21 protein-coding genes are annotated in these 25,844 nt (G+C 35.1%); 10 read left to right on the top strand and 11 right to left on the bottom strand.

Going from position 1 to position 25,844, the window contains the following annotated elements; translation table 11 throughout:
- Positions 1-40 precede the first annotated feature (40 nt).
- Positions 41-1,111 (top strand): glycosyltransferase, encoded by a 1,071-nt coding sequence (locus tag B0A67_RS09705; RefSeq protein WP_072964339.1) that lies wholly within the window; start codon positions 41-43, stop codon positions 1,109-1,111.
- A gap of 2 nt (positions 1,112-1,113) precedes the next feature.
- Here B0A67_RS09705 and B0A67_RS09700 read toward each other — a convergent pair whose 3' ends face one another.
- The 3 genes from B0A67_RS09700 to B0A67_RS09690 all read right to left on the bottom strand — a co-directional run bounded on the left by B0A67_RS09700 (position 1,114) and on the right by B0A67_RS09690 (position 4,536).
- Positions 1,114-2,409 carry a porin gene (locus B0A67_RS09700; RefSeq protein ID WP_072964338.1) on the bottom strand — a complete coding sequence of 432 codons (1,296 nt, stop codon included), beginning with the start codon at positions 2,407-2,409 and terminating at the stop codon, positions 1,114-1,116.
- 169 nt (positions 2,410-2,578) lie between these two features.
- Positions 2,579-3,658: a sensor histidine kinase gene (locus tag B0A67_RS09695; protein ID WP_072964337.1), complete on the bottom strand. Its 1,080-nt coding sequence runs from the start codon at positions 3,656-3,658 to the stop codon at positions 2,579-2,581.
- 194 nt (positions 3,659-3,852) lie between these two features.
- Complete coding sequence (locus B0A67_RS09690; protein WP_041518469.1) at positions 3,853-4,536, bottom strand: response regulator transcription factor; 684 nt, start codon at positions 4,534-4,536, stop codon at positions 3,853-3,855.
- A gap of 233 nt (positions 4,537-4,769) precedes the next feature.
- Between B0A67_RS09690 and B0A67_RS09685 the strand changes: the two genes are divergently transcribed.
- The 4 genes from B0A67_RS09685 (at position 4,770) to B0A67_RS09670 (ending at position 10,521) form a co-directional block, all read left to right on the top strand.
- A complete protein-coding gene (locus B0A67_RS09685; protein WP_072964336.1) occupies positions 4,770-7,520 on the top strand; it encodes a TonB-dependent receptor in 2,751 nt (916 codons plus the stop codon).
- A 140-nt stretch (positions 7,521-7,660) separates the two neighbouring features.
- The gene (locus B0A67_RS09680; protein WP_072964335.1) at positions 7,661-8,854 is read left to right on the top strand and encodes a hypothetical protein; all 1,194 of its coding nucleotides are present in this window, start codon (positions 7,661-7,663) and stop codon (positions 8,852-8,854) included.
- Positions 8,855-9,063: 209 nt separating this feature from the next.
- Entirely contained in the window at positions 9,064-9,402 is a 339-nt protein-coding gene (locus tag B0A67_RS09675) for a T9SS type A sorting domain-containing protein (RefSeq protein WP_072964334.1), read from the top strand.
- Positions 9,403-9,540: 138 nt separating this feature from the next.
- Complete coding sequence (locus B0A67_RS09670; protein ID WP_072964333.1) at positions 9,541-10,521, top strand: LuxE/PaaK family acyltransferase; 981 nt, start codon at positions 9,541-9,543, stop codon at positions 10,519-10,521.
- Between the two features lie 72 nt (positions 10,522-10,593).
- Here the strand turns inward: B0A67_RS09670 and tyrS are convergent, their stop codons facing one another.
- On the bottom strand, positions 10,594-11,889 hold the full coding sequence (tyrS, locus tag B0A67_RS09665) for a tyrosine--tRNA ligase (RefSeq protein ID WP_072964332.1): 1,296 nt from the start codon (positions 11,887-11,889) through the stop codon (positions 10,594-10,596).
- Between the two features lie 175 nt (positions 11,890-12,064).
- Between tyrS and B0A67_RS09660 the strand changes: the two genes are divergently transcribed.
- A complete protein-coding gene (locus B0A67_RS09660; RefSeq protein ID WP_072964331.1) occupies positions 12,065-13,066 on the top strand; it encodes an NAD-dependent epimerase/dehydratase family protein in 1,002 nt (333 codons plus the stop codon).
- Between the two features lie 2 nt (positions 13,067-13,068).
- On the opposite strand, the gene B0A67_RS09655 is transcribed toward B0A67_RS09660, so the two are convergent.
- Genes B0A67_RS09655 through B0A67_RS09645 form a run of 3 tightly spaced genes read right to left on the bottom strand, consistent with a single transcriptional unit; the run spans position 13,069 to position 15,637 of the window.
- Positions 13,069-13,548, bottom strand: coding sequence for a DUF4296 domain-containing protein (locus B0A67_RS09655; protein WP_072964330.1), 480 nt, complete (start codon positions 13,546-13,548; stop codon positions 13,069-13,071).
- Positions 13,549-13,557: 9 nt separating this feature from the next.
- Positions 13,558-14,898 carry a dihydroorotase gene (locus B0A67_RS09650; RefSeq protein ID WP_072964402.1) on the bottom strand — a complete coding sequence of 447 codons (1,341 nt, stop codon included), beginning with the start codon at positions 14,896-14,898 and terminating at the stop codon, positions 13,558-13,560.
- 13 nt (positions 14,899-14,911) lie between these two features.
- Positions 14,912-15,637, bottom strand: coding sequence for a polyprenol monophosphomannose synthase (locus B0A67_RS09645; protein ID WP_072964329.1), 726 nt, complete (start codon positions 15,635-15,637; stop codon positions 14,912-14,914).
- Positions 15,638-15,743: 106 nt separating this feature from the next.
- On the opposite strand from B0A67_RS09645, the gene B0A67_RS09640 reads away from it, so the two are divergent.
- From B0A67_RS09640 to B0A67_RS09630, 3 genes are all read left to right on the top strand, one after another.
- On the top strand, positions 15,744-16,436 hold the full coding sequence (locus B0A67_RS09640) for a DUF4271 domain-containing protein (protein ID WP_072964328.1): 693 nt from the start codon (positions 15,744-15,746) through the stop codon (positions 16,434-16,436).
- A 14-nt stretch (positions 16,437-16,450) separates the two neighbouring features.
- The gene (locus B0A67_RS09635; RefSeq protein ID WP_072964327.1) at positions 16,451-17,200 is read left to right on the top strand and encodes a uroporphyrinogen-III synthase; all 750 of its coding nucleotides are present in this window, start codon (positions 16,451-16,453) and stop codon (positions 17,198-17,200) included.
- Between the two features lie 634 nt (positions 17,201-17,834).
- Positions 17,835-18,305 carry an Lrp/AsnC family transcriptional regulator gene (locus B0A67_RS09630; protein ID WP_041518480.1) on the top strand — a complete coding sequence of 157 codons (471 nt, stop codon included), beginning with the start codon at positions 17,835-17,837 and terminating at the stop codon, positions 18,303-18,305.
- Between the two features lie 518 nt (positions 18,306-18,823).
- Here the strand turns inward: B0A67_RS09630 and B0A67_RS09625 are convergent.
- The 3 genes from B0A67_RS09625 to B0A67_RS09615 all read right to left on the bottom strand — a co-directional run bounded on the left by B0A67_RS09625 (position 18,824) and on the right by B0A67_RS09615 (position 22,240).
- Positions 18,824-19,510, bottom strand: coding sequence for a zinc metallopeptidase (locus B0A67_RS09625; protein ID WP_072964326.1), 687 nt, complete (start codon positions 19,508-19,510; stop codon positions 18,824-18,826).
- Between the two features lie 95 nt (positions 19,511-19,605).
- Entirely contained in the window at positions 19,606-20,241 is a 636-nt protein-coding gene (locus tag B0A67_RS09620) for a response regulator (RefSeq protein ID WP_072964325.1), read from the bottom strand.
- Positions 20,234-22,240, bottom strand: a complete 2,007-nt coding sequence (locus B0A67_RS09615; RefSeq protein ID WP_072964324.1) for a tetratricopeptide repeat-containing sensor histidine kinase — start codon at positions 22,238-22,240, stop codon at positions 20,234-20,236. Before B0A67_RS09615 ends, B0A67_RS09620 begins: the two co-directional genes overlap by 8 nt.
- A 165-nt stretch (positions 22,241-22,405) precedes the next feature.
- Between B0A67_RS09615 and B0A67_RS09610 the strand changes: the two genes are divergently transcribed.
- Entirely contained in the window at positions 22,406-22,804 is a 399-nt protein-coding gene (locus B0A67_RS09610; RefSeq protein WP_072964323.1) for an MmpS family transport accessory protein, read from the top strand.
- A gap of 94 nt (positions 22,805-22,898) precedes the next feature.
- On the opposite strand, the gene leuS is transcribed toward B0A67_RS09610, so the two are convergent.
- Positions 22,899-25,817, bottom strand: a complete 2,919-nt coding sequence (gene leuS / locus B0A67_RS09605; RefSeq protein WP_072964322.1) for a leucine--tRNA ligase — start codon at positions 25,815-25,817, stop codon at positions 22,899-22,901.
- Between the last annotated feature and the right edge of the window lie 27 nt (positions 25,818-25,844).

Below are 25,844 nucleotides of genomic sequence, written 5' to 3'. Positions count from 1 at the left end.
AACATATTTCTCTATCTTCGTTTTCAAAAAGCGTTATACTATGAGCATTGACTATTCTGCGAACAAAACAATTTTAGTTGCTCCATTAAACTGGGGATTGGGCCACGCCACAAGATGTATCCCGATCATAAAAGCGCTTCAGGATAATAATTATATTCCGATAATAGCTTCTGACGGTATTGCATTGGCACTATTACGAAAAGAATTTCCATACATTCAGACACTGGAGTTGCCTTCTTATCATATTGAATATGCTAAGAATGCGAAAAACTTTAAATGGAAGCTGATTAAAAACCTTCCTAAAATGATTGTAGCTATTATGGATGAGAAAAAAATAGTAAAACGCTGGATCAAAAAGCACGGAATCGACGGAATCATTTCAGATAACCGACTTGGGGTTTTCAGCAAAAAAATCCCATCTGTTTTTATGACCCATCAGTTAAATGTCATGACGGGAAATACCACTTGGTTTACAAGCAAATGTCATCAGCATATTATAAAAAAATATACGGAATGCTGGGTTCCCGATACTAATGAAAATATAAATCTAACGGGAGATCTTGGCCATCTTAAAACAACTGATCTTAACTTAAAATATATTGGGCCTTTAAGCAGAATGCGCAAAAAGGAAACGCCAAAATTGTATGATCTTATGATTATTTTATCCGGACCGGAACCTCAACGCACTTTTCTGGATGAAAAACTGCAAAAAGAGGTTTTAAACTACAAAGGCAAGGTTGTTTTTGTGCAGGGTATTGTAGAGAAAACACAAACCAAATGGCAAGCCGGAAATGTCACGTATTACAATTTCATGAATTCTAAACAATTGGAGCAGACTTTCAATGAGAGTGATTTTGTTTTATGCCGCTCCGGTTACACGACGGTAATGGACTTAGCAAAATTGGGAAAAAAGGCTTTTTTTATCCCTACTCCGGGACAATACGAGCAGGAATATTTAGCGATCAAACTTCAGGAAGAGAATCTGGTACCGTATGCAATGCAAGACGACTTTACCATTGAAGATCTTTCAAAAGTAAAGTCGTTTAAAGGTTTAACCCAATTCAACGACACCATAGACTGGGATGCGTTGTTTACGGTTTTTGAAGATTAATTTTAAAAATTAAACTGTGCCTGCAATCGTAACAAATTACCTTGTTGACGGTTGATTGGAAGCACGCTGTCTTCAAAAGTTCTGTCTGCTATAACATATTCTGCTGTAAGTTCAAAAGCTTTAAAAGGCTGCCACTCTATCCCAATTTCATAATCTCTGACAACATAACTTCTGGCATCTTTTTCATACTTTTTTCCTCCGTCATAATATTGAAATTTAGCAAAAGGATAGATGTGTTGCTTTTTTATATCTAGTTTATAATTCAGTAACACATAACCTCCGTTCAGATCTGTTTCGTCGACTGTATTGGTTACTTTATTATAACGTGGTCCCGTACCAATATTATATTCTGTCTGGATTCCGAAAGGTCTTGGGTACAAAACAAAAGTTGCACCTACTCTCTGGTCTTTTACATATTGCGGATCGTTGACTTTTACTCCCGGCGAAATTTCGCCGGTAAAAGCCCATTTTCCGGTGTAGGCCTGAATTCCAGGTTCGATAATCTGACTGCCAATAACAAAGGGATAAGTCGCTCTTGCCACAACATTCAGATCTCTGTTACCATCCAGCTTATTGGCTATTTGACCGTTATAAACCCCAAAGGCAAAAACACCATAATCTCCTGAACCTTTATAACCATCTTTTACTAACATGGCAAAACGCTCTCTGATCTCGGCTGGAGCCCAATAAAAGAATATTCCTAAATCACGTTCGTTTAATATCGCACTATTCATCGCGTCATTTCTGTCCAATGCTAATCGGATAGAACTGGATTGCATGTTTTCGAAACCATAAGGAATTTTACTTTGTCCTACACGAACGCGATATTCTTTTTTCTTGTCAAAAGAAAGGTCGAAATACAAGTCACGGATCTGAACAAAATTCTGGATTCCGGTACTTGGCGAACTGGCAAAATCAGGTTGAAAATAGAAGAACACATTAGGATGTACCTGACCCGAAAACACTAAACGCGCACGACGAATAAAAAGCCCGTTGTTTGATTTTGCATCCGGCTCAATAGAAGTTGTTCCCCAGGATTTATCACATTGCTCACAAGAAACTTTATCATTTGTAGAGAACAAACCATTGTATCGTATTTGTGCATAACCTCTTAACGAGATTCTGTCGTACCAATGTTCTTCATTGCTAACTCCCGACTTGGTATCCGGAAGTTTTGCCTTATTAATAGAATCTAAAATACGAATTACTTCATTTTTTACCTCTTGTTTATTCAAATCCTGAGCAATTGCTGCGAAATTCATCAGCAATAAAACGGCCACTAATTTTCTTTTTATCATCCTTTCTCTAATTCCCTTAATTTCACGGTGCAAAGATGCCGCATCAATGTTAAGAAATCATTAACAGGATGTTACTATAATAAGAATTTAATGTTATGGGATTTTACTGTAAATTGATTAATTGTTAAAACATCATATTTCACACCGCTTTACCTCAATCTGCTCGCAATTATTTAACGTCTGATTTTACGGTTTTATGGGCCTTTTCGAGCGTTAAAGAAAACTCAGAACCAATTCCGAATTCACTTTCTACATATACTTTCTCTTTATGTGCTTCAATAATGTGTTTTACAATTGCCAATCCTAAACCAGAACCGCCTTCAGAGCGTGTTCCGCTTTTATCGACTCTGTAAAAACGTTCAAAAAGCCTTGGTATATTTTGTTTCTCCACTCCTTCGCCATTATCACTAATACGGATCAGTACTTTTTTCTTGGTTAAATTTACAACACCAACTTCTGTCAAACCACCATCTTTACCGTATTTGATAGAATTGACAATCAGGTTCTCCAAAACTTGCTGAATTCTGTCCTGATCGCCGCGAACGATAACAGATTGTACATTTTTGCTTTCAAAAGCCAGTTTAATTTTCTTTTTGTCAGCTTTCATTTCTAACAAGTCAAAAACATTCTGGATTAATTCGACAATATTAAAATCTGTAATGTTAAGATCTAAATCACCGGATTCTAATTTGGTGATCATGTCTAAATCTTCGACGATATAAATAAGTCGCTCCACTCCTTTTTCGGCACGTTTAAGGTATTTTTTTCGAATGGTTTTATCGTCCATCGCGCCATCAAGCAAAGTCGAAACATACCCCTGAACGGTAAACAAAGGTGTTTTTAATTCGTGCGAAACATTCCCCAGAAACTCTCTTCGATATTGTTCCCGAATTTCGAGCATTTCGATTTCCAGCTTTTTATCGGTAGCGAACTTTTTCACTTCGCGTGAAAGAGTTTCCATATCAGTAGTTATGGGCTGATTGATAAGTGTAGTAGATTCAAGTAACGAAACCTCATCGTAGATTTTCTTTACCCTTCGATAAATAAAACGCTCTACACGATATTGCAAAACCAAAAAGGAGAATATATAAATCGAAATAATAAAAATTATTCCAAATGCAATTTGATGTTTTAATTGATTTTTATAAAATAAATTCATCAATATCAACACAAATCCTGTCCCAAAAAGACTGATATATAATGCCGATTTTACAGCGAATTTGTATGTTTTTTTAAAATTAATTTTCATTTATATCATTAACCATTAAGAGATTATTTTTTTCACCATATAAGTGATATAAGTCCATTTATACTTTGACTATAAATAACTTAGCACATACAAACGCGATGCTTATATGTGCTAAATATACTATTTTTTAAAAATTGCGAACAACAAATTAAATGAATTTATATCACTTATATGGTTCAAATTTTTACTGAATATTAAACTTCAAATTTATAACCAACACCTTTGATAGTTTTAAAAAGGTCTTCTCCTATTTTTTCACGTAGTTTTCTGATGTGAACATCGATTGTTCTTCCTCCTACTACGACTTCATTACCCCAAACTTTATCCAGGATTTCGTCTCTTTTGAAAACTTTTCCGGGTTTAGAAGCCAATAAATAAAATAATTCGAATTCTTTTCTTGGTAAAGCAATTTCGACATTGCCTTTAATGATCTTGTATTCTTCGCGATTGATCTCGATTCCGCCTACATTTAAGGTATCACTAACAACTTCTTGTTCTTTTAACCTTCTTAACAAAGCCTTTACTTTGCTTACCAATAATTTAGGTTTTATTGGTTTGGTAATATAATCATCTGCACCTGCATCAAAACCAGCAACTTGTGAGTAATCTTCGCTTCTGGCTGTCAGAAATGTTATGATAACATTATTTAATTCCGGGATTTTCCTGATGTGTTCACAGGCTTCCATTCCGTCCATTTCGGCCATCATAACATCCATAATAATTAAGTCCGGCAATTCTTTCTGAGCCTTTGCTATAGCTTCTTTTCCGTTAGAAGCTGTAACAATCTGGTAGCCTTCCTGAGCAAGGTTATAGCCTACGATTTCCAAGATATCTGGTTCATCGTCAACTAATAAAATCTTGGTTTGTGTTTTTTTCATAAATAGCAAAAATTGAGATTTTTACATCAAATTTTCTTCATTATACATTCGATGTTTTTTATTTCACAGCGTAAATATACTAACAAAATAACCGTTAAAAATTGCGGTTAACGGTAATTTAATCTGGTAACAATTTGATAATCTACAAGACACAAAAACATAACAAGTGCCTAACATGAACTTTACACAGCGTTTCTTTCTTTGCACAAAAATAAATCAAACACAACACAAAAATGAAATTCAATTTAAAATTTCTATTTATTACATTATTTATTTGTACGATTTCGGTCGCGCAAAACAAAGGTACGATTTCTGGTGTATTAACCGACAAAGAAACCAATAATGAAGTACTGCCTTTCGCAAATGTTTTAGTAAAAGGGACTAACACAAGCGCGAACACTGACATTGACGGAAAATATTCGTTGAGCGTTAATCCGGGAAATTATATTATTATCTTTAGTTTCGTTGGATATGAATCTGTTGAGAAACCTGTAACTGTTAAGGCAAACGAAACTATTACAGTCAATCAGGTACTTTCTTCAGGAAGTTTTACTCTAAAAGATGTTGTTGTAAAAGCAGCAGCAGTAAGCAAACAAAAAGAAACAGCGCTACTTTTAGAACAAAAGAATGCAGTGGACATTAAACAAACTATTGGTGCGCAGGAGTTGTCAAGAAAAGGAGTTGGCGATGTAGCAGCGGCTGTAGCAAAAACTTCCGGAGTTTCTAAACAAGAAGGAAGCAACAATGTTTTTGTAAGAGGACTTGGTGACCGTTATAATTCTACTTCGATGAACGGATTGCCAATACCATCAAATGATCCTGAAAGAAAAAATATCGCTCTTGATCTTTTTTCAACAGATATCGTTGAATACATTTCTATCGACAAATCTTACGGATCAAGAATGTATGGAGATTTCGCCGGAGGAAACGTAGATATTGTATCTAAAGATTACCGCGGAAAAGGAATGTTTGAAATCTCACTGGGATCTAAAGTAAACACAAATGCATTACAAAATTCTGATAACTTTTTGTTACAGCAAGGTCCAAATAAATCAGGGTTTGTTTCTTACGGCGTTCCTCAAAATGCGTTGACCGGATATAATTTCGAAAACAGTCTGAACCCTAAAAAAGAAAGCCCGTTTGGCGGAAACTTTAACGTAAAAGCCGGAAAAACTTTCAACATTGGTGAAGAAGGAAAACTAAGCCTTTTTGCAACTGCCAGCTTCAACAATGGTTATGAATACAGAGAAGGTCTGAGCCAAAGTGTAAATGCACAGGGCGCTTCATTAAAGTCTTTTCAACAAGAAAAATACACTTACAATACCAATTCTACAGGGATGTTTAATGCCAATTACCGCTTAAACAAAAACCACAAAATTGGTTACAACTTTTTATTCATCAATTCATCTGAGCAAACGAGAGACACTTATTTTGGTACTGACCGTGATTTTGATAATGCTGATGCCAGCCTTTTGGTTCAAAGAGGTACATTCTCGCAGAACACTGTTTTCATCAATCAACTTTTAGGAAACCACAAAATAACAGATAAAATTGATTTTGACTGGGGTGTTTCATACAACACTGTAAAAGGGGACATGCCGGACAGAACTCAAAACAAAATGTTCTACAATCCAACTACTGATATCTACACAATTGCGCAAAGAACAACTACTGACAATCAGAGATATTATCAAAACCTAAAAGAAGATGAAGCTGCCGCTAATCTTGCTTTTACTTATAAATTAGGTGATAAAGAAAGTGGAACTTCACATGGTAAAATCGTTGTGGGCTATAACGGTAAATTTAAAAAACGCGATTTCGAAGCGATACAGTTCAACTTTAATGTAAGTCAGGCAGGTTTGGCTACAAGTGTAACTCCAAATAATCTGGATGCTTTCTTTAATCAGACCAATTACGACAACGGTATATTTTCAATTGGTGCTTTTGCAGGAATGACTCCACAAACTTATAGCGGTGATCAGGACATTCATGCTGGATTTGCTAATATCGAATACAAATTAACGGACAAACTAAGCGGTGTTTTAGGTTTTAGATACGAAAAAATATCTCAAAGTGTTACCTGGAGAACACAACTTGATGCATCTGGTGGTAAAAACGAATTTGACAGAAACGAATTTTTACCAAGTTTAGCATTAAAATATGCATTAAGCGAAAAACAAAATCTTCGTTTAGCAGCTAGCAAAACATATACATTACCACAATTTAAAGAGCGTGCTTTATTTATTTACGAAGATGTAATGGAAACTAAAATTGGTAATCCTGATTTGTATCCTTCACAAAATTACAATCTTGACTTAAAATGGGAAATGTTCCCAAAAAGCGATGAGTTATTCTCTGTTACTGCTTTTGGAAAATACATTTTAGATCCAATAAACGAAGTTGTTATTGCTTCTGCATCAAATGATATTTCATGGGTAAACATTGGAGATTCAGGTTATGCTTACGGACTTGAATTGGAAGCAAGAAAAAACATTTTTGAAATTGAAGGAGAATATACTAATAAACTTTCTTTTGGATTTAATGCTTCTTTAATGCAGACACATCAGGATATCGATTCTCAAAAAGTTCAAAAAGAAACCAACAGCAGAATGAACATTAACCTTACTGATACCAGTTCAGGTTTTACAGGAGCTTCTGATTTGATTTTAAATGCGGATCTGTCTTATACTAAAAACTGGAAAAATGATTCCGGAATTATGGCAACTATCGCATACAACCATTATTCTGATAAACTTTATGCAATCGGATCTGAACAAAAAGGAAATTTAGTAGACAAAGCAATGGGAACTTTAGATCTTGTTCTAAAAACTAAATTAAACAAAAGCTTCGGAATTGATTTTGGAGCAAGAAACCTTTTGAACCCACAATTTAAGAGGGTTCAGGAAAATTCAGGTGGAGACGTTTTAGTTTTTAACTATAAAAAAGGAGTAACATTTGGATTAGGTATGAATTACCAATTCTAATAAAAACATAAAGAACAAACCCGCTTGTTAATTTCTTAACATTTGGTTAAAAAACATATAACAAATCCATTACGACAACTTAACATTCATTCAGACTTAAGTTTTCATATTTGCACAAACACAAACTAATAAAAAAAGTAATGAAAAAAACACTTTCAACAATTTTCGGCTTAGCAGCTTTATCACTTGTAACAATTACAACGTCTTGCTCAAGCGACAACAACAATGACGCACCTACTGTACCGGGATCTACTTTCGTAGTAAACAGAGACAATCTTCAAGGAGAAATTAATGATGGAGAAGTTATTTTAGAATCTGGAACTTATAAACTAACAGGAAAATTAGTCGTTAAGAGTACTGCAAAACTTACGATCAAACCTGGAGTTATTATTGAAGCAACTACATTAGATCCAAACAAAATTGAATCTATCAGATATATCGCTATTTCTCAAGGTGGAAAAATCGATGTTCAGGGAACAGCTGCAAATCCAGTAGTTATGACAGCTGTAAATCATAAGCCAGGAGCTTGGGGTGGATTAGTAATCTGCGGAAAAGCACCTATCAACAAAGGAGCAACTGCATCTGCTGAAGTTTCTGATTTACCATACGGTGGAACTGATGTTAATGACAATTCTGGATCAATCAAATATTTAAGAATTGAATATCCTGGATACGCTTACAACTCTGATAAAGAATTCAACGGAATCTCTTTCTTTGGTGTTGGAAAAGGAACAAGCGTTGATTACGTTCAAATTTTCGAAAGCTCTGATGATGGATTCGAGTGGTTTGGTGGAACTGTAAATGCAACTCACTTAGTAGTTTCTAATAAAGATGCTGCAAACGTTGGTGATGATTTATTTGACTGGACTGAAGGATGGAACGGAACTGGTGAGTTCTTCTACGGAATCAGAACAAACGCTGGTAACAGAGGTGTTGAAGCAGATAACAATTCTAACAACCACTTAGCTAGTCCAATTTCTTTCCCTACAATCAAAAACCTTACTTTAGTTGGTTTTGGATCAGCTGACACAAGTGCAGAATCTCAAGCTTTCAAATTGAGAGTTGGAACAAAAGGTAAATTTGACAACGTTGTATTAAAAGGCTGGAAAACTGGTTTTGATGTTCAACATGACGAAACTGTTTCATATGTTGGAGTTGACTTATTAGCTACTAACGTTAAATTTGAAGACGTAGCTGCTAAATCAAAAGGTTCAAGTACTGCTGGAGTAACTGTTGATGTTACTAAAGTTTTCACAGAATCTACAACTGCAAACGGAGCAGGAAACGGATCAGGAGTTCCAACTTGGGCTGCTGGATGGACAAAAGGTCTATAATACTTAAAACACACAATATTCAAAAACACTCTAATTTTTTAGAGTGTTTTTTTTATCCCTATTTTGCAGATCATTTTAAACAATTGCTTTTATCGTTTCTAATGGCTTAGGGAACAAATTGTTAAAAACATCCTAAATTTTTAGGATGTTTTCTTTTGGCGTAATTTTTGTAATTTTTTTTGTATATTTACTGTAATCAAAATACTGCGATGGCAAAAAACTACTTTTATATTACATTCTTACTGGCTTTTTTCTTTACTATCAGTGTCTCGGCGCAAGATAGTAAGCAATCAGCAAAACCTCAAGATGCAACTACCATTGAGGGTTTAAGCTTGTACCCTAACCCGGTGACGAGCGGAAAAGTATACATCTCATCTAAAAATGATTTAGAAAAAGAAATAATAATTTTTGATGTTCTGGGCAAAAAAGTACTTCAGACACATTTAAGTTCAAGAGAACTAAATGTATCAGATCTTGTTCCCGGTGTTTATATCATCAAAATAAGCGAACAGAATGCTTCTGCAACCAGAAAGCTCATCATTCGATAAAAATTGTAAAAAAGCTCCTGATGGAGCTTTTTTTAGTTTTCAGTATACAGTCACAGTTTTCATCTGTACTTCACGCCAAAAACTGTGGCTTAAAACGATGACTAAAAACTAAAAACAATATCTTTGCACAAAAAAGTTTTGATTACAGCCAACGATATATTTACGATTTCGAGTCATAAACAATTTGAAAAAACAGCATTAAAGGTGTTTCGTTTTCAACACGAGAATAACGTTGTATATCGTGATTTCTGTGATTTTTTAAAAGTCAATCCACAACAGGTAAAGTCGCTGCAGCAAATTCCTTTTTTGCCTATTCAGTTTTTCAAAAGCCACAATGTAGTTTCTAATAACGATCCTGCACAGGTTACTTTTACCAGCAGCGGAACTACAGGAATGATTACCAGCAGACATATGGTAACAGATGTTTCGCTTTACGAAGAAAGTTACCGCAAAGGATTTTCCCAATTTTACGGCAACATCGAAGATTACGTTGTTTTAGCCCTTTTACCATCCTATCTTGAGCGCGACGGCTCTTCGTTGGTTTATATGGTCGAAGACTTAATACAACTATCCAATCAGTCTGAAAGTGGGTTTTACTTGCACAACCACGACGACTTAATAAAAAAATTGACCGCGCTTGACGAATCGGGTCAAAATGTCATTTTAATTGGGGTTACTTATGCTTTACTGGATTTGATTGAAAAACACCAATTCAACCTTCAGAATACCATCATTATGGAAACCGGAGGAATGAAGGGCAAGCGCAAAGAAATGATTCGCGAAGAATTGCACGACATTCTTTGCAAAGGTTTTGGCGTTACAGCAATTCACTCAGAATACGGAATGACGGAACTTCTCGGACAAGCTTATTCTCTGGGCGAAGGCGTTTTCGAATGTCCGTCATGGATGCACATTTTAGTTCGTGATCCTGAAGACGCACTCACTTACGTGAAAGATGGAAAAACAGGTGGCATCAACGTTATTGATTTGGCTAATATCAATTCCTGTTCGTTTATTGCCACGCAGGATTTAGGCAAAAAAAATCCCAATAACTCTTTCGAGGTATTGGGACGTTTTGATAATTCTGATATTCGTGGGTGTAACTTAATGGTTCTTTAAAGCTGAATCGTGGATTTGTTAAATCGCTTTTGCACTCGATTAAACAGTTAACCGACTAAACAGTTAAACCTTTTAAACCACTCTTATTACAAAATAATTTTTCTTTCCGCTTTGTAGCAACACAAACTGATTGTTGATTAAATCATTTGGTGTTAATACAAAATCTTCTTTTATTTTCTCTCTGTTTACAGAAATTGAGTTTGCTGTTAAGGCACGTCTCGCTTCTCCGTTTGATTTAAAGAAACCTGTTTTTTCGTTTAAAACAGTTACAATATCCAAACCGTTTTCTAAATCCGCTTTTGCGATTTCAGCTTGCGGAACTCCGTCAAAAACTTCTAAAAAAGTAGTTTCATCTAATTTCTTCAGATCATCTGCAGTCGAATTTCCGAACAAAATATTCGAAGCCTGGATTGCTTTTTCTAATTCTTCTTCAGAGTGAACAAAAATAGTAATCTCTTCCGCCAGTTTCTTTTGTAAAACCCTTAAATGCGGAGCCGTTTTGTGCTCTTCGATCAAGGCATCAATCGTTTCTTTATCTAAAAAAGTAAAGATTTTAATGTATTTCTCAGCATCAACATCAGTAGAATTCACCCAAAATTGGTAAAATTTATATACAGAAGTTTTATCTGCGTCTAACCATACATTTCCACCTTCAGATTTTCCGAATTTAGAACCGTCTGCTTTTGTTATCAAAGGAGTTGTCAAAGCAAAAGCTTTAGCGTTCTCTCCTCCCATTCTACGTACTAATTCTGTTCCTGTGGTAATATTACCCCATTGGTCAGAACCTCCCATTTGCAAAACGCAATTGTTGTTTTTATATAAATGATAAAAATCGTAACCCTGAATCAATTGATACGTAAATTCTGTAAAAGACATTCCTTCGCCTTCTCCGGCAAATCTCTTTTTTACTGAATCCTTCGCCATCATATAGTTTACCGTGATACGTTTTCCAACTTCACGTGCAAAATCAATAAACGAGAATTCTTTCATCCAGTCATAGTTGTTCACCATAACCGGAGCATTTGCTTCTTTCGAATTAAAGTCAAGGAAACGGGACAATACACTTTTTATTCCCGCAACGTTTATAGCCAAAGTTTCTTCGTTCAGCAAATTTCTTTCGTCAGATTTCCCCGATGGATCACCAATCATTCCGGTTGCACCACCTACCAAAGCGATAGCTTTATGACCGGTTCTGTTTAAGTGAACCAATAAAATAATCTGAACCATACTACCAATATGTAGTGAATCTGCCGTTGGATCAAAACCTATATATGCCGTTGTTACTTCTTTAAGCAATTGTTCTTCCGTTCCGGGCATGCTATCATGATACAACCCGCGCCACTTTAATTCTTCAACTAGATTCTTCATTTTTAAAATAATTTGTGCAAATGTAATCAATGTCAATCTCAAAATCAAAAAGCAATGCCAATATCAAGGTCAAAAAGCCACATGTACATCAATTTAAAAACACAAAGCGAAAAACCTTTGCAACTTTGTCCCTTTGCGACTTTGTCCCTTTCAGGCAAATCGGTATCTTTACAAAATGGTATTAGTAACTGGAGGTACAGGTTTAGTGGGCGCGCATTTATTACTTCATTTAATTGAAAATGGAGAAAATGTCAGGGCTATTTACCGAAACCGAAAAAACATTCAAAAAACAAAATCCGTTTTTGAATTGTATAAAAAAGGAAATTTATTCGAAAAAATCAATTGGCTTGAAGCCGATATTTTAGATGTTCCTTCCTTAGAAACTGCCTTTATAAATATTGATTGCGTTTACCATTGTGCCGCTTTAATTTCATTTGACCCTAAAGAGGAAGATCAGCTCCGAAAGGCCAATATTGAAGGAACTGCCAATATGGTTAATTTTTCTATCGCTAAAGAAATAAAGAAATTTTGTTTTGTAAGTTCTATCGCGGCTTTAGGAGATATTGCCCCACACGAAACCTATATCACGGAAGAAACGGACTGGAATCCGGAAAAGCCTCATAGTGATTATGCCATTTCTAAATATGGTGCAGAAATGGAGGTCTGGCGCGGACTTCAGGAAGGACTTGATGTCATCATCATCAATCCGGGTGTGATTTTAGGGCCGGTTTCAATAACAAAAATCTTCGAACAGGGAAGCAGTGAACTGTATCAGAAAGTAGCCAACGGGCTTTCTTTCTATACTCTAGGAAGTACTGGTTTTATTAGCGTAGACGATGTAGTAAGAACTGCAGGCGAATTAATGAAAAGCGATATCAAGAATGAACGTTTTACATTAATAGCTGATAATATTGTTTTCCGAGATATTCTGAATACAATTGCTGACACCCTAAAAGTAAAAAGACCTAACAAGCATGCGAAGCCAATACTGATGAATTTTCTCTGGATGGCAGATTTGGTGTTTTCTACTTTATTTTTCCAAAAGAGGCGTTTAACAAAAGCAACCGCAAAAGCTTCCTATTCTAAAAATCTATATTCGAATGAAAAAATAAAAACCGCTCTGGGAACGGTTTTTTTAGATGTGCATCAATACATAAGAGACAGTTCGAAATTCTAAATCTATCTGTTCTTTCTTGATTGTATTAATTGTTTTATCGAATCTACATTAATTTGTTGTTTCACAGGTTTCTTAACAACGTCTTTAAGAGAATCTTTGGCTTTGTTTTTCTTTTCTTTCGCCGCCTTTTTATCTTCAATTTTCACTATAGAATCTGTAGCTCTTTGATTGACAGCAATTCTTTTACCAATTTCATCAAACATTTCCTTGTAGGTCTCATAATCTGTCGCATAGTACATATTACTCTGAGCAAACTGTAAACTGTCTACTTTATATTTTTGCAAAATAAACTTAACCGGATTAGTATCTATAGAATCTAAAGACAACGGATTCTGATATCTCATAGCATCCAGAAGCGACAAATCATACATAATATCAATCATCTTTCCTTTCTCGATAAGTTTTGCAGGTTGTTTGACCAACTCTTTTTTACAACTTACAGAAAGAAACAAAACCAATATTATTACTATACAATTCTTCATTTCAGTTTTTTATCTATCAAACAATAATCTTTTTCCGTTGCGGATGTCTTTTACTTTAAAATTATTGTAAACCAATTCACCATTTACAAAAGTATGTGTAATTCTTGACTTAAAAGTATAATTTTCAAAAGGCGACCATCCACATTTTGCCAAAATATTCTCTGGCTTAACACTCCACGGCAAACTTGGATTTACAATTACCAAATCAGCAAAATAACCTTCTTTTACGAAACCTCTTTTTTCTATCTTGAAAATTTTAGCCGGATTGTGGCACATTTTCTCCACGATTTTCTCCACACTAATTTTCCCCTGATGGTGCGCTTCGAACATTGCTACAACAGCATGCTGCACAAGCGGTCCTCCTGAAGGCGCATTAAGATAGGATTGCATTTTTTCTTCTTTGGTATGTGGCGCATGGTCTGTAGCAATTACATCAATACGTCCGTCATTCAAAGCTTTCCAAAGTTCTGCTCTGTCTTCAGCGGTTTTAACAGCAGGATTCCATTTAATAAAGTTTCCTTTTGTTTTATAATCTTCGTCTGTAAACCAAAGATGGTGTACACAAACCTCAGCGGTAATTTTTTTATCTTCTAACGGAATTTTATTGGTAAACAATTCCATTTCTTTTGCTGTGGAAAGGTGAAAAATATGCAAACGTGCTCCGGTTTTCTTAGCCAAAGCCACAGCTTTTGAAGATGAAATATAACAAGCCTCAGCACTACGAATCAAATGGTGCGCTGTTACCGGAACATCATCTCCGTATTGCTCTTTGAATGCAGCAAGATTATTTTGAATGGTTGTTTCATCTTCGCAATGCACAGCAATTAACAGTGGCGTGCTTGAAAATATTTTTTCTAAAGTCGCTTCATTATCGACTAGCATATTTCCGGTTGAAGATCCCAGGAAGATCTTAATTCCGGCAACATTTTTTGGATTTGTTTTTAAAACTTCTTCCAGATTATCATTCGTTGCTCCCATCATAAACGAATAATTCGCAAATGATTTTTTGGCTGCAATCTGATATTTATCTTCAAGTATTTCCTGAGTAACGGCATTAGGAACTGTGTTAGGCTGCTCGATAAAAGAAGTAATTCCTCCGGCAACTGCAGCTCTTGACTCAGATTCGATATCACCTTTATGCGTTAGTCCCGGCTCTCTAAAATGTACCTGATCGTCGATTGCACCAGGCATTAAATAACTTCCTTCAGCATCAATTACTTTGCAGTCAGATGTTTTTAAACTAATGCTGTCTGCAACTTCAACGATCAAATCGTTTTCGATCAGGACATCGCCTTCAAAAATTGATCCTTCGTTTACAATTTTAGCATTCTTTATTAAAATCCTGTTCATCGCCATAGTGGTATTATAAGGTATTGAATAATTTTTTTAATCGTAATGAAATTACCCCCAGAATAGCTTCTTTGATAATCGCATTGCTCATTTTTGAAACTCCTTTTGTTCTGTCTGTAAAAATAATTGGCACTTCGGTAATTTCAAATTTAGCGCAATAAGTCCTGTATTTCATTTCGATCTGAAACGCATAACCCACAAATTTAATTTTATTAAGATTGATCTTTTCCAAAACCTCTCTCTTATAACAAACAAAACCTGCAGTAGCATCATGAATTTTCATTCCGGTAATAAACTTCACGTAAACTGAAGCAAAATAAGACATTAAAACGCGGCTTAAAGGCCAGTTTACAACATTTACACCGGTTACATAACGAGAACCAATAGCCAAGTCTGCTCCGCCAAAATGACAAGCATCAAACAATTTCTCAAGATCATTGGGGTTATGGGAAAAATCAGCATCCATCTCAAAAATGAAATCATAATTGCGTTCCAGAGCCCATTTGAAACCGTGAACATAAGCGGTTCCTAAACCTGATTTTTTAGCTCTTTTTTCTAAAAATAACCTGTCCGGAAATTCTTCCTGCAACGCAATTACCTTATCAGCCGTAAAATCCGGCGAATTATCATCTATAATTAAAAGATGAAAAGGTTTATGTTGTGAAAGCACAGCTCTAACTATACTTTCAATATTTTCGATTTCGTTGTAAGTGGGAATTATGACAATACAATCATTCATTTTTCTGCGTAAATTTCATCGCAAAAGTAAACTTTTTATAGCATTTGATTCATAATAAATATATAATAAAAGTATTGATACAAAAAATTACTAATTTTGTGTCGTTATGATTGAACAACTTCACCCTCGAATTATTGAAAACAAAGACTGGGCAACACTTTTATTCGTGTTGACTTTTGCTGTTGTTGCTATAACTAAATCTTCTTACGAAACGAGGTTTAGTGAATTTAGCAAGCTTATTTTTTCAGACAAATACGCAAAAATCTATCGCGATAATAACCATTTGAAAAGCAGTTTTACTCTTGGTTTATTTTTCGTGCAAATTGTTTCGTATGCTTTTTTCATTCAGTTGACGATGCACATCTTTTCACAGGATGCTAAAAGCGGAACTTACAGCATATTAAAAACGGACTGGATTTTGTTTATTCAGATTGCGACCTTTCTGCTTTATTTCATTTTAGCGAAGTTTTTAATCGAGAAAATTGTTGCAACTTCATTCAACATCGATGAGTTTGCCGATCTTTTTAACTTACAAAAAGTCACCTATCGAACTTATATTGGCATTTTAATCCTTCCTATTAATGCTATTTTGTTTTATTACGACCATATTCCTAAAATAATACCGCTTGTAATCATAGGTATTTCGCTATGTATCAGCCTATACTCATATTTTATTTCAATAAAAACGTATCAAAACGTAATAATCAGCAAGTTATTTTATTTTATTTTATATCTTTGCGCTCTTGAAATAGCCCCTTATTATTTTCTCTATTATTGGATTACAAAAGGGAGTGCTTAGAAAATGTTTATAATATGAAAGTGAAAACAATTTTGGTGTCACAGCCTGAACCTAAAGTGGAAAATTCTCCTTACTTTGAGCTCCAACAAAAACACAAAATAAAAATTGATTTCAGACCATTTATTCATGTGGAAGGGGTTAATGCTAAAGAGATTCGATTGCAAAAAATCGATCTTAATCACTATACTGCAATAATTTTGACAAGCCGTAATGCGGTGGATCACTTTTTTAGAGTAGCAGATGAAATGCGTTATAAAGTTCCTGAAGGATTGAAATATTTCTGCCAATCTGAAGCTGTTGCATTTTACCTGCAAAAGTATGTTGTGTATAGAAAACGTAAGATTTACGTTGGAGCAAAAGATTTTGCAGATTTATCACCTCTTATCAAAAAGTATAAAGACGAAAAATTCCTGCTTCCGGCATCTGATCAGTTAAATGCTGATGCCCCTATAACACTAAACAACCTGAAAGTAGACTGGACACAAGCTGTTTTTTACAAAACTGTAATGAGTGACTTATCAGATCTTGCAGATGTTTATTATGATGTTTTAGCATTTTTTAGTCCAACCGGAATAAAATCATTGTTTAAAAACTTCCCTGATTTCAAACAAAACGAAACCAGAATTGCTGTTTTTGGAAGCACTACTCAAAAAGAAGCTTTAGACTACGGATTAAGAATCGATATTCTTGCTCCCACACCTGAAACACCTTCTATGACAATGGCTTTAGAAAAATACATTAGCGAAGCAAACAAAGGAAAATAATCCTTTAAAAATATACAAATTTTCAAAATTCCAAATTTCAACTTCATTGTTGGAATTTGGAATTTTTTATTTTAAATCACTTTGGATTTTAAGCACCTAAACACAATCATTGTCATCCCGAGGAACGAGGGATCTCCGCAAGAAACTCCGTAAAGTAAGTCACCTATCTTTGTCGAGCTACTCGCAGAGAGTCCAATGTCATTAAGTTAAGCTCTTTTGATCTAATTAATGGTTAATTCTTTTTCGCGCAAAGACGCAAAAGCGCAAAGGTTTTAGGCGTAAACCTGGCGGCTTGGCAACTTTGCGTGAGATTTATTCGGTACAGTATTGCGGCTGTTTTTCTTAACTTAATGACATTGGCAGAGACCCCTCGTTCCTCAGGATGAAAAAAAAAACACACATAATAACTTTGAACGTAAACATTCATCAAAGCTTCCTTCGTTCTCTATTTAAATTTCACATTTTAAGAACTTCCCTTTATTTTCTTAATCTCTTAATGGTAAAAAAAAAAAAAAAAAAAAATCAACACAAAACAACAATTAAAATTCTCTTTTTTCAAATATTTTAAAGTTTTATTCCTAAATTTGATTTCTATTTTAAACCAAATCACCTAAATAAGTTTCAAACCACAACTATGAAAATCAACTCTCTTATAATTGAAATTGACGGCATCGATAAAGAAATCCTGCGCTACTTAATGGATGATGCCCGAAAACCTATTTTGCAGATCGCTAATAAAATAGGGATTTCTGGAGCTGCAATTCATCAGCGTTTGAAAAAACTGGAACAATCAGGCGTTATCTCCGGTTCTAAATTTACGGTAAACCCAAAAGTTTTAGGATACAATACAATGGCTTTCATAGGCGTTTACCTGGATAAAGCATCCCGAAACTCTGAAGCCGTAAAAGATTTAAAAAAGATTCCTGAAGTTCTGGAATGCCATTACACAACCGGAAACTGGTCTGTTTTGATAAAAATCATCTGTCGCGACAACGAACACTTAATGCAGCTTTTAAATACTAAAATTCAAGCCATAGAAGGCGTTTCAAGAACAGAAACATTTATTTCGCTGGATCAACAAATAGACAGGCAAATACAATTGTAAATTAGATAATGTGGCAATTTGATAATTAGACAATTACTGAATATCTAAATTTGATATTTTTCCAAAACCTTATAAATAATAGATCCGGCAGGTTTTAGAAACCTCCCGGTTTGCTTACTAAATTATCTTATTACCCAATGTGCCATTTTAAAAACGCCATGAAAGACATTAGACCCGAGATTAAAACCATCTTATTTTTCATAGCTTACTTTATACTTTTTATACTTATAAGAACATTTCAGCCAATTGGCAGTCCGCACGGACCCAATATCAGCGACATTTTTTTCTTATTATCAATTCCCACAAGCATAATTTATAGCATCGTTTTGTTTTATAAATTTTTCAAATCCGGAAATAGAAACTACATAAATGCCCTATTTATAGTAACCGCATTATGGATCATATTTTACAACTTGTTAAAATACATAATCTACTAAGCAACAAAACCCGACAGGTTTCAAAAACCTGTCGGGTTTGTTTAATAAATTATCTAATTGACTAATTATTCAATTACAAAATTAGTTTCTTCTGCTTCCTGAATAGATCGAAATATAGTACAACAACGTTGCGATCGATCCTATAGCAGCTACCAGATAGGTTCTTGCCGCCCATTTTAAAGCATCCTTTGCTCCTGCCTGCTCTTCTTGTGTTAGCATGTGTTTATTTTCTAACCAGGCCAGCGCTCTGTTGCTCGCATCATATTCTACAGGCAAAGTCACTATCGAGAACAATGTTGTCACTGCAAAAATGATAATTCCTATTAGCAACAAACCTGGAAAAACTCTAATCATAAGAATTCCTGCCAATAAGATCCACTGCATATAACTTGATGCGATATTTACGATTGGCACTAATTTCGAACGCATTGTCAACCACTCGTACCCGATCGCATGCTGCACAGCGTGACCACATTCGTGCGCTGCAACAGCTGCAGCCGCCGCATTGCGATGATTGTAAACTGCCTCACTCAAATTGACTGTTTTATCTGTAGGATTATAATGATCTGTTAGCTGCCCCGGAGTCGAGATAACACGAACATCAGTGATCCCGTTATCAGCCAGCATTTTTTCAGCAATTTCAGCACCACTCATTCCGTTTCTTAGTTGTATTCTTGAGTACAATTCAAATTTACTTTTGAGCTTTGAACTCACCATCCAGCTGAACAACATAATTGCTCCGGCCAGAATTAAATATCCACTTCCCATATTTTTATCTTTATTTGATTGATTATTAAAGTTACAAAACAAATTGCAATTTCTGAACCAATTTCAAAAAATGTCATTTTGACAGCCCGATATAACTAATTTAAAAGATTGTTCTTCAAGAGAAAAGCGATTAATTCAGCTACATTTTTGGTTTTATACTTTTGTAAAATATTGCGCCTGTGTGTTTGAACTGTCAGAAAACTTAAAAATAATTCATCTGCTATTTCCTGTGTCGATTTTCCTTTTGACAGTAATAAAGTAATATCTTTTTCTCTCCTGCTCAAACTAGGAATATGCTCTAAACCATCAGATGTAGGCTGACTAATAATCGTTTTAACCTCATCGCTAAACACGATTTCACCTTCAATAGCTTGATTGATACAGTTTTTAAACTCTTCAAATGAGGCACTTTTAAGAACATAGCCATTTCCGCCATTCTGAATAAACTGCATTACCAGACTTCTTTCTGACTGGCTGCTCATTCCGATAATAATCATTTGCGGAAATTTCTGTTTGATTATTTTACAAAGATCAACACCATTTATGACAGGCAAAAAGATATCCATCAAAATCAGATCGACCTGATTCTCGTCGATATAATCAACAAGTTTTACTCCGGATTCTAATTTACCCACAATTTCAACAGTTTCCAAATCCGACAATAATCCTGAAATTCCTGAAATTACAATTGGATGATCGTCTACAATCACCACTTTATACACTTTATCCATTTGATGGCGTTTCGTTTTTTACTTTTAATTCGATGTAGGCAGAAGTTCCTTTATTCAAGGCACTTTCTATTTCTAATTTTCCTTTCAGGATTTCAACACGGTTCTTAATGTTCCTCAATCCCATTCCGGTACTTTTTACAGAGACATCAAACCCAATCCCATTATCTTCGACTGTAATATAAAAAGTATCTTTATTCTGAGAGCAGGAAACTAAAATTTCTGATGCATCGGCATATTTTAAAGCATTTATCAATAATTCCTGAATAATCCTGTAAATCACAATTTCATAATTTTTAGGCAAATTACGTTTCTGAACCAAATACTGAAATTCAATTTTAGTCTTTGCATTTGAATTGCCCACACACAAATCCCGTAACGCATGTTCTAAACTTAGTTTTAACAAACTTTCCGGCATTAGATTTTGCGAAATATTCCGCAGTTCCTTAATCGAATTATCCAACAGCGTATTGATTTCTGCAGGACTGAGCGCATTTTCTTTCTCAGCGAGTTTCAAATGAATTTTGAGCCCTGAAAGCATACTCCCAAGTCCGTCATGCAAATCCCTGGCGATTCTTTTTCTTTCTACCTCTTCTCCCTCTATCAAAGCATTAGAAACCGATAATTTTTGCTGGTTCTCAAGTGCACTCAATTCCTGCTCATGATTAATTTCTTTCTGAATACTTAACTTTTTCTGATTATTATTCAACAGCCATAAGAACAAAACAATAATAAATAAAAGGACAGACAATACCGCAAAAAGAACAGAATTCAGCCAATTATTATTGACCATCAAAGCTGCTTTTTCATTTTGCGACTGAAGCAGGCTTATCTTTTTCTCATTCTCAGCTTTCTTATACTTCGCTTCGAGTTCTACAATTTCACTTTTAAATTTTGTATCATTGAGACTATCATTGATAACATTGTATTTATTAGAATAAAAATAAGCTTTATCATAATTCTTTGTTGCACTATACACTTTCGACAACTCGTTGTAATAATTCTTTTTATCAACAACAAAAGGGGTTTTCTCTAATAGGTATTCAAGATTATCCTTGGCTTTATCATAATTTTTTAATTTAAAAAGCACTTCATACTCAGCAAATTTCAGCCGGTTTAGCGCAATCTGATTCTGATGTTTCCCTGCTGATTTGATCCCTTTTTCAAAACTTTCCAAGGCTTTTTCGTGTTTATTCTGCCTGGCATAATACAATCCTTCTGAATAAAAGTAAGAATCATTTAAGTTGGATTCCGGAAATTTTTTCAAAGTTAAAAATGCTTTATCCAACACTTTTTTTGCATCGTAAAAGTGCTTAAGCTCGACGAGATTTTCAGCATTGATAATGTAGGTTTCCATTTTTGACTCCGCGACCGTTGGCGTTTTTTTTATTGCTCTCTCAATATAATTCTGCGCCTCACTCAAATATTCACTTGCCTTTTCACGTTCATCATTATCCATAAAAATAATTGCGATTGCCTTATACAAACTACTTATAAGTTCGTAATCCCGACTTTTTTTCGCAATGGGAATGGCTTCATTCACCAGCAGTTTCATGTATGCTTTTTCATTATTTTTTTGCTGTTGTACAAACCCGTAATTGTGCAGGATACTGGCACGAAACCTGTAAACTTCACTAGTATTGTATTTTTTAAGCTTTTTATCTGCTTCAAGAAGTGCTTTCTCAAATCCATCTCTGTCCCCTTTATCCATAAAAATAAAGGAATTGTAGTAGAGTGCGATGTCGTTTAAGTACGGAAATTTAGTTTTAAGCCTGTTGGCCTGCGCAAGGTACTTTTTAGACTTTTCGACATCCTGGACAATCAAATACAGTTTTGACAATCTAAAACTATAAAGGCTTTTTAAACTGTCTGACTTTATATTGTCGGTGACTTTAGCAATACTGTCAATATAAGCAGAATGGTCTTCCAGCGAAAGGACCACTTGGGATTTTATAGTGACTGATAACAATAGGAATAATATACAAAAGTAGATTTTCTTCATAAAGTGGTATTTCCTCAAATTTATTAAAATTAACACCATTCCAAAAACAACCAGCTCTTTTTACCTGATATCAGGTAGTACAAAATACACTTAATCAGGTATTGCCCTTTCATTGTCAAGCTTCTAATTTTGTTAGACACTATTATTAATTATAAAGAATTTTTTATGAAATCAATTTTGAAAACTCTGGCGATTGTACTGACTCTTGCTTTTACGGTAGTTTCCTGCAGCAGCGACAACGACAACAATTCAGGAGCAGGATCAAGAGACATTAAATATGAAGTAACCGGAAATTACACCGGAAAGCTTAGCACAGTTTATACTGAGTCAGGAAATGGCGGACAAAATGCAGATATCAATGCATTACCATGGTCTAAAGAATTTACGGCCGGTGCAGACACTTACGGAGCAGGAATAACAGTAAGTGGGTTTGGCGGTATTGTAGACCAAACAATAACTGTAAAAATCATTGTTGGCGGAAAAGTAGAAAAAGAAACAACTGCAAAAGCAACCAGCGATGGAATTATTGTAGCAGCTCCGGGTTCTTTTGTATTCGCAAAATAACATTTAGGATTTTATTACTTAAAAAAGAAAAGCTNNAGCTTTTCTTTTTTAAGTAAACCCCAATAAAAATTGGAATTTATAAAACATTACGACATTACCCTACAAGGTTAATAATCTTTCCGGGAACAATAATTACTTTATTTGGTGTTTTGCCATCTAATTGCTTTAATGTTCTTTCGTCTTTCATAATGATTTCTTCGATTTGTGCTGCGGTTAAATCCAAAGGCAATTCGATAGTGAAACGCATTTTTCCGTTGAAAGAAACCGGATATTCTTTATTCATCTCCACTAAATGTTTGGCTTCAAAAACAGGAAAAGCAACCTCAGAAATTGAAGTTGTATGTCCTAATTGTGCCCATAACTCTTCAGCAATATGCGGTGCATAAGGCGAAACCAAAATCGCCAAAGGTTCTAAAATGGCTTTTGAATGACAATTTTGAGTCGACAATTCGTTTACACAAATCATAAACTGAGAAACCGAAGTATTAAAAGAAAAACTCTCAATGTCTTCTGCTACTTTTTTAATGGTTTTATGCAATGATTTTAAGTTGTCTTTTGTTGGCTGATCATTGTTTACGATTAAACCATTGTTCTCATCAAAATACAATCTCCATAATTTTTTCAGGAAACCAAATACACCTGAAATTCCGGCAGTATTCCAAGGTTTTGCCTGCTCTAACGGCCCTAAGAACATTTCGTACAAACGCAATGTATCCGCTCCATATTCATTACAAATATCATCTGGCGTCACTACATTATAGTATGATTTCGACATTTTTTCGACTTCACGGCCAACAATGTATTTTCCATTTTCATCCAAAATAAATTCGGCAGTATTAAAATCTTCTCTCCATGCTTTGAACTTTTCAATATTCAATTCATCCGAAGAATTAACAAAAGAAACGTCTACACGAATAGGCTGAACATTTTGATCTCCAATTTTATTTTTCGAAACAAATGTATTCGTTCCTTCTAATCTATAAACATAAGCAGTCGTTCCCAAAATCATCCCCTGATTGATCAGTTTTTTGAATGGTTCTTCGGTTGGAGCAAAACCTTTGTCTTTTAAGAATTTATTCCAGAAACGAGAATACAATAAATGTCCGGTAGCGTGTTCGCTTCCTCCAATATATAAATCTACGCTTTCCCAATATTTCAAAGCTTCCTTACTTGCAATTTCATTCTCATTATGCGCATCCATATAACGCATCCAATACCATGAACTTCCTGCCCAACCTGGCATCGTATTCAATTCCAGAGGAAAAATCGTTGCATGATTGACTAAATGGGTATTAACAACTTTATTATTTTGAGTATCCCAAGCCCAAACAGCTGCGTTTCCTAACGGAGGCAAACCATCTTCGGTTGGTAAATATTTCTCTACTTCAGGCAAAATAATCGGTAAATGCTGCGCATCGATCATCTTTGGCAAACCGTTTACATAATACACCGGGAAAGGTTCTCCCCAATAACGCTGACGGGAAAAAACAGCATCACGCAAACGGTAATTTGTTTTTCCTTTTCCTTGTCCTATTTTTTCTAATTCAGCTATCGCTTTTTGAGTTGCTGCTTTATAATTTAATCCGTTTAAAAAATCAGAATTGGCAATTTCTACATTGTCTTTAGATCCGTACGCCGCTTCAGAAATATCGACATTGGCGAAGATATTTTTGATTTCCTGCATGCCTTTCTGACCTTTAAAGAAATTCGCAAAAGCATAATCTCTTTCGTCTCCGCAAGGAACCGCCATTACAGCACCAGTTCCGTAACCAGCCAAAACATAATCCCCAATCCAAACCGGAATTGGTTCTTTTGTAAAAGGATGTTCTGCATAAGCTCCGGTAAACACACCAGAAATAGTTTTCACATCAGCCATACGCTCACGTTCAGAACGCTTTGCCGTTTTTTCGATATAAGCCTCAACAGCCGCTTTTTGTTCCGGAGTAGTAATTTTAGCGACCAAATCATGTTCCGGCGCCAAAGTCATAAAAGTTACTCCGAAGATAGTATCAGGGCGCGTCGTAAATACTTCAATAAAATTTGCTTCAGGTTTCACGTTTAAAGTTGCCTCAGTTTGCGCATCGTTGTGAGACTTGAAACTTGAAACTTGAAACTTTACTAATGCTCCAACAGATTTTCCGATCCAGTTTCTTTGCGATTCTTTGATCGATTCACTCCAGTCGATATCATTTAAACCTTGTAACAAACGCTCTGCATAAGCAGAAATACGCATGCTCCATTGCGTCATTTTTTTACGAATAACAGGATATCCTCCACGTTCTGAAACTCCGTTTACAATTTCGTCATTTGCTAAAACAGTTCCTAAACCGGGACACCAGTTTACTTCTGTTTCTGCCAGATACGTCATTCTGTATTGCAAAAGGATTTTTTCTTTCTGGTCGTCAGAATACGAATTCCATTCTTCAGCTGTAAAAATGGCAACATTATCATCACACACTGCTTCAACCAAAACATTTCCTTCTTCAGTAAAAACTTTTACAAGTTCTGAAATGTCAAATGCTTTTCCTTGTTTTTTGCAATACCATGAATTAAATAACTGGATAAAAATCCATTGTGTATGTTTATAGTAATCCGGATTTGAAGTACGTACTTCACGGCTCCAGTCAAACGAAAACCCGATTTTATCCAATTGTTTTCTATATCCGGCAATTTGTTTTCCTTCTTTATCTACTCCACCGTCAATATTTACGCGTGTTGTATCTTCCGGACGCTGTCCTGTTTGTATGGCATATTGCTCTGCAGGCAATCCAAAACTGTCATATCCCATTGGGTGCAAAACATTGAAACCCTGATGTCTTTTGAAACGAGAATAAACATCTGAAGCAATATAACCCAGCGGATGCCCAACGTGTAATCCCGCTCCGGACGGATAAGGAAACATGTCTAAGACATAATGCTTTGGCTTGTCAGAATTGTTTTTTGCAGCAAAAGTTTGGTTTTCAGCCCAATATTTCTGCCATTTTTGTTCGATTTCGTTTGGATTGTATTTCATATTAAGGTACAAAGTTGCAAAGTGACA

The organism is Flavobacterium aquidurense (assembly GCF_002217195.1).
Classification (GTDB): domain Bacteria; phylum Bacteroidota; class Bacteroidia; order Flavobacteriales; family Flavobacteriaceae; genus Flavobacterium; species Flavobacterium frigidimaris.
The sequence above is the reverse complement of the archived record's forward strand: the minus strand, read 5'-3'. Positions and strand labels throughout refer to the sequence as shown.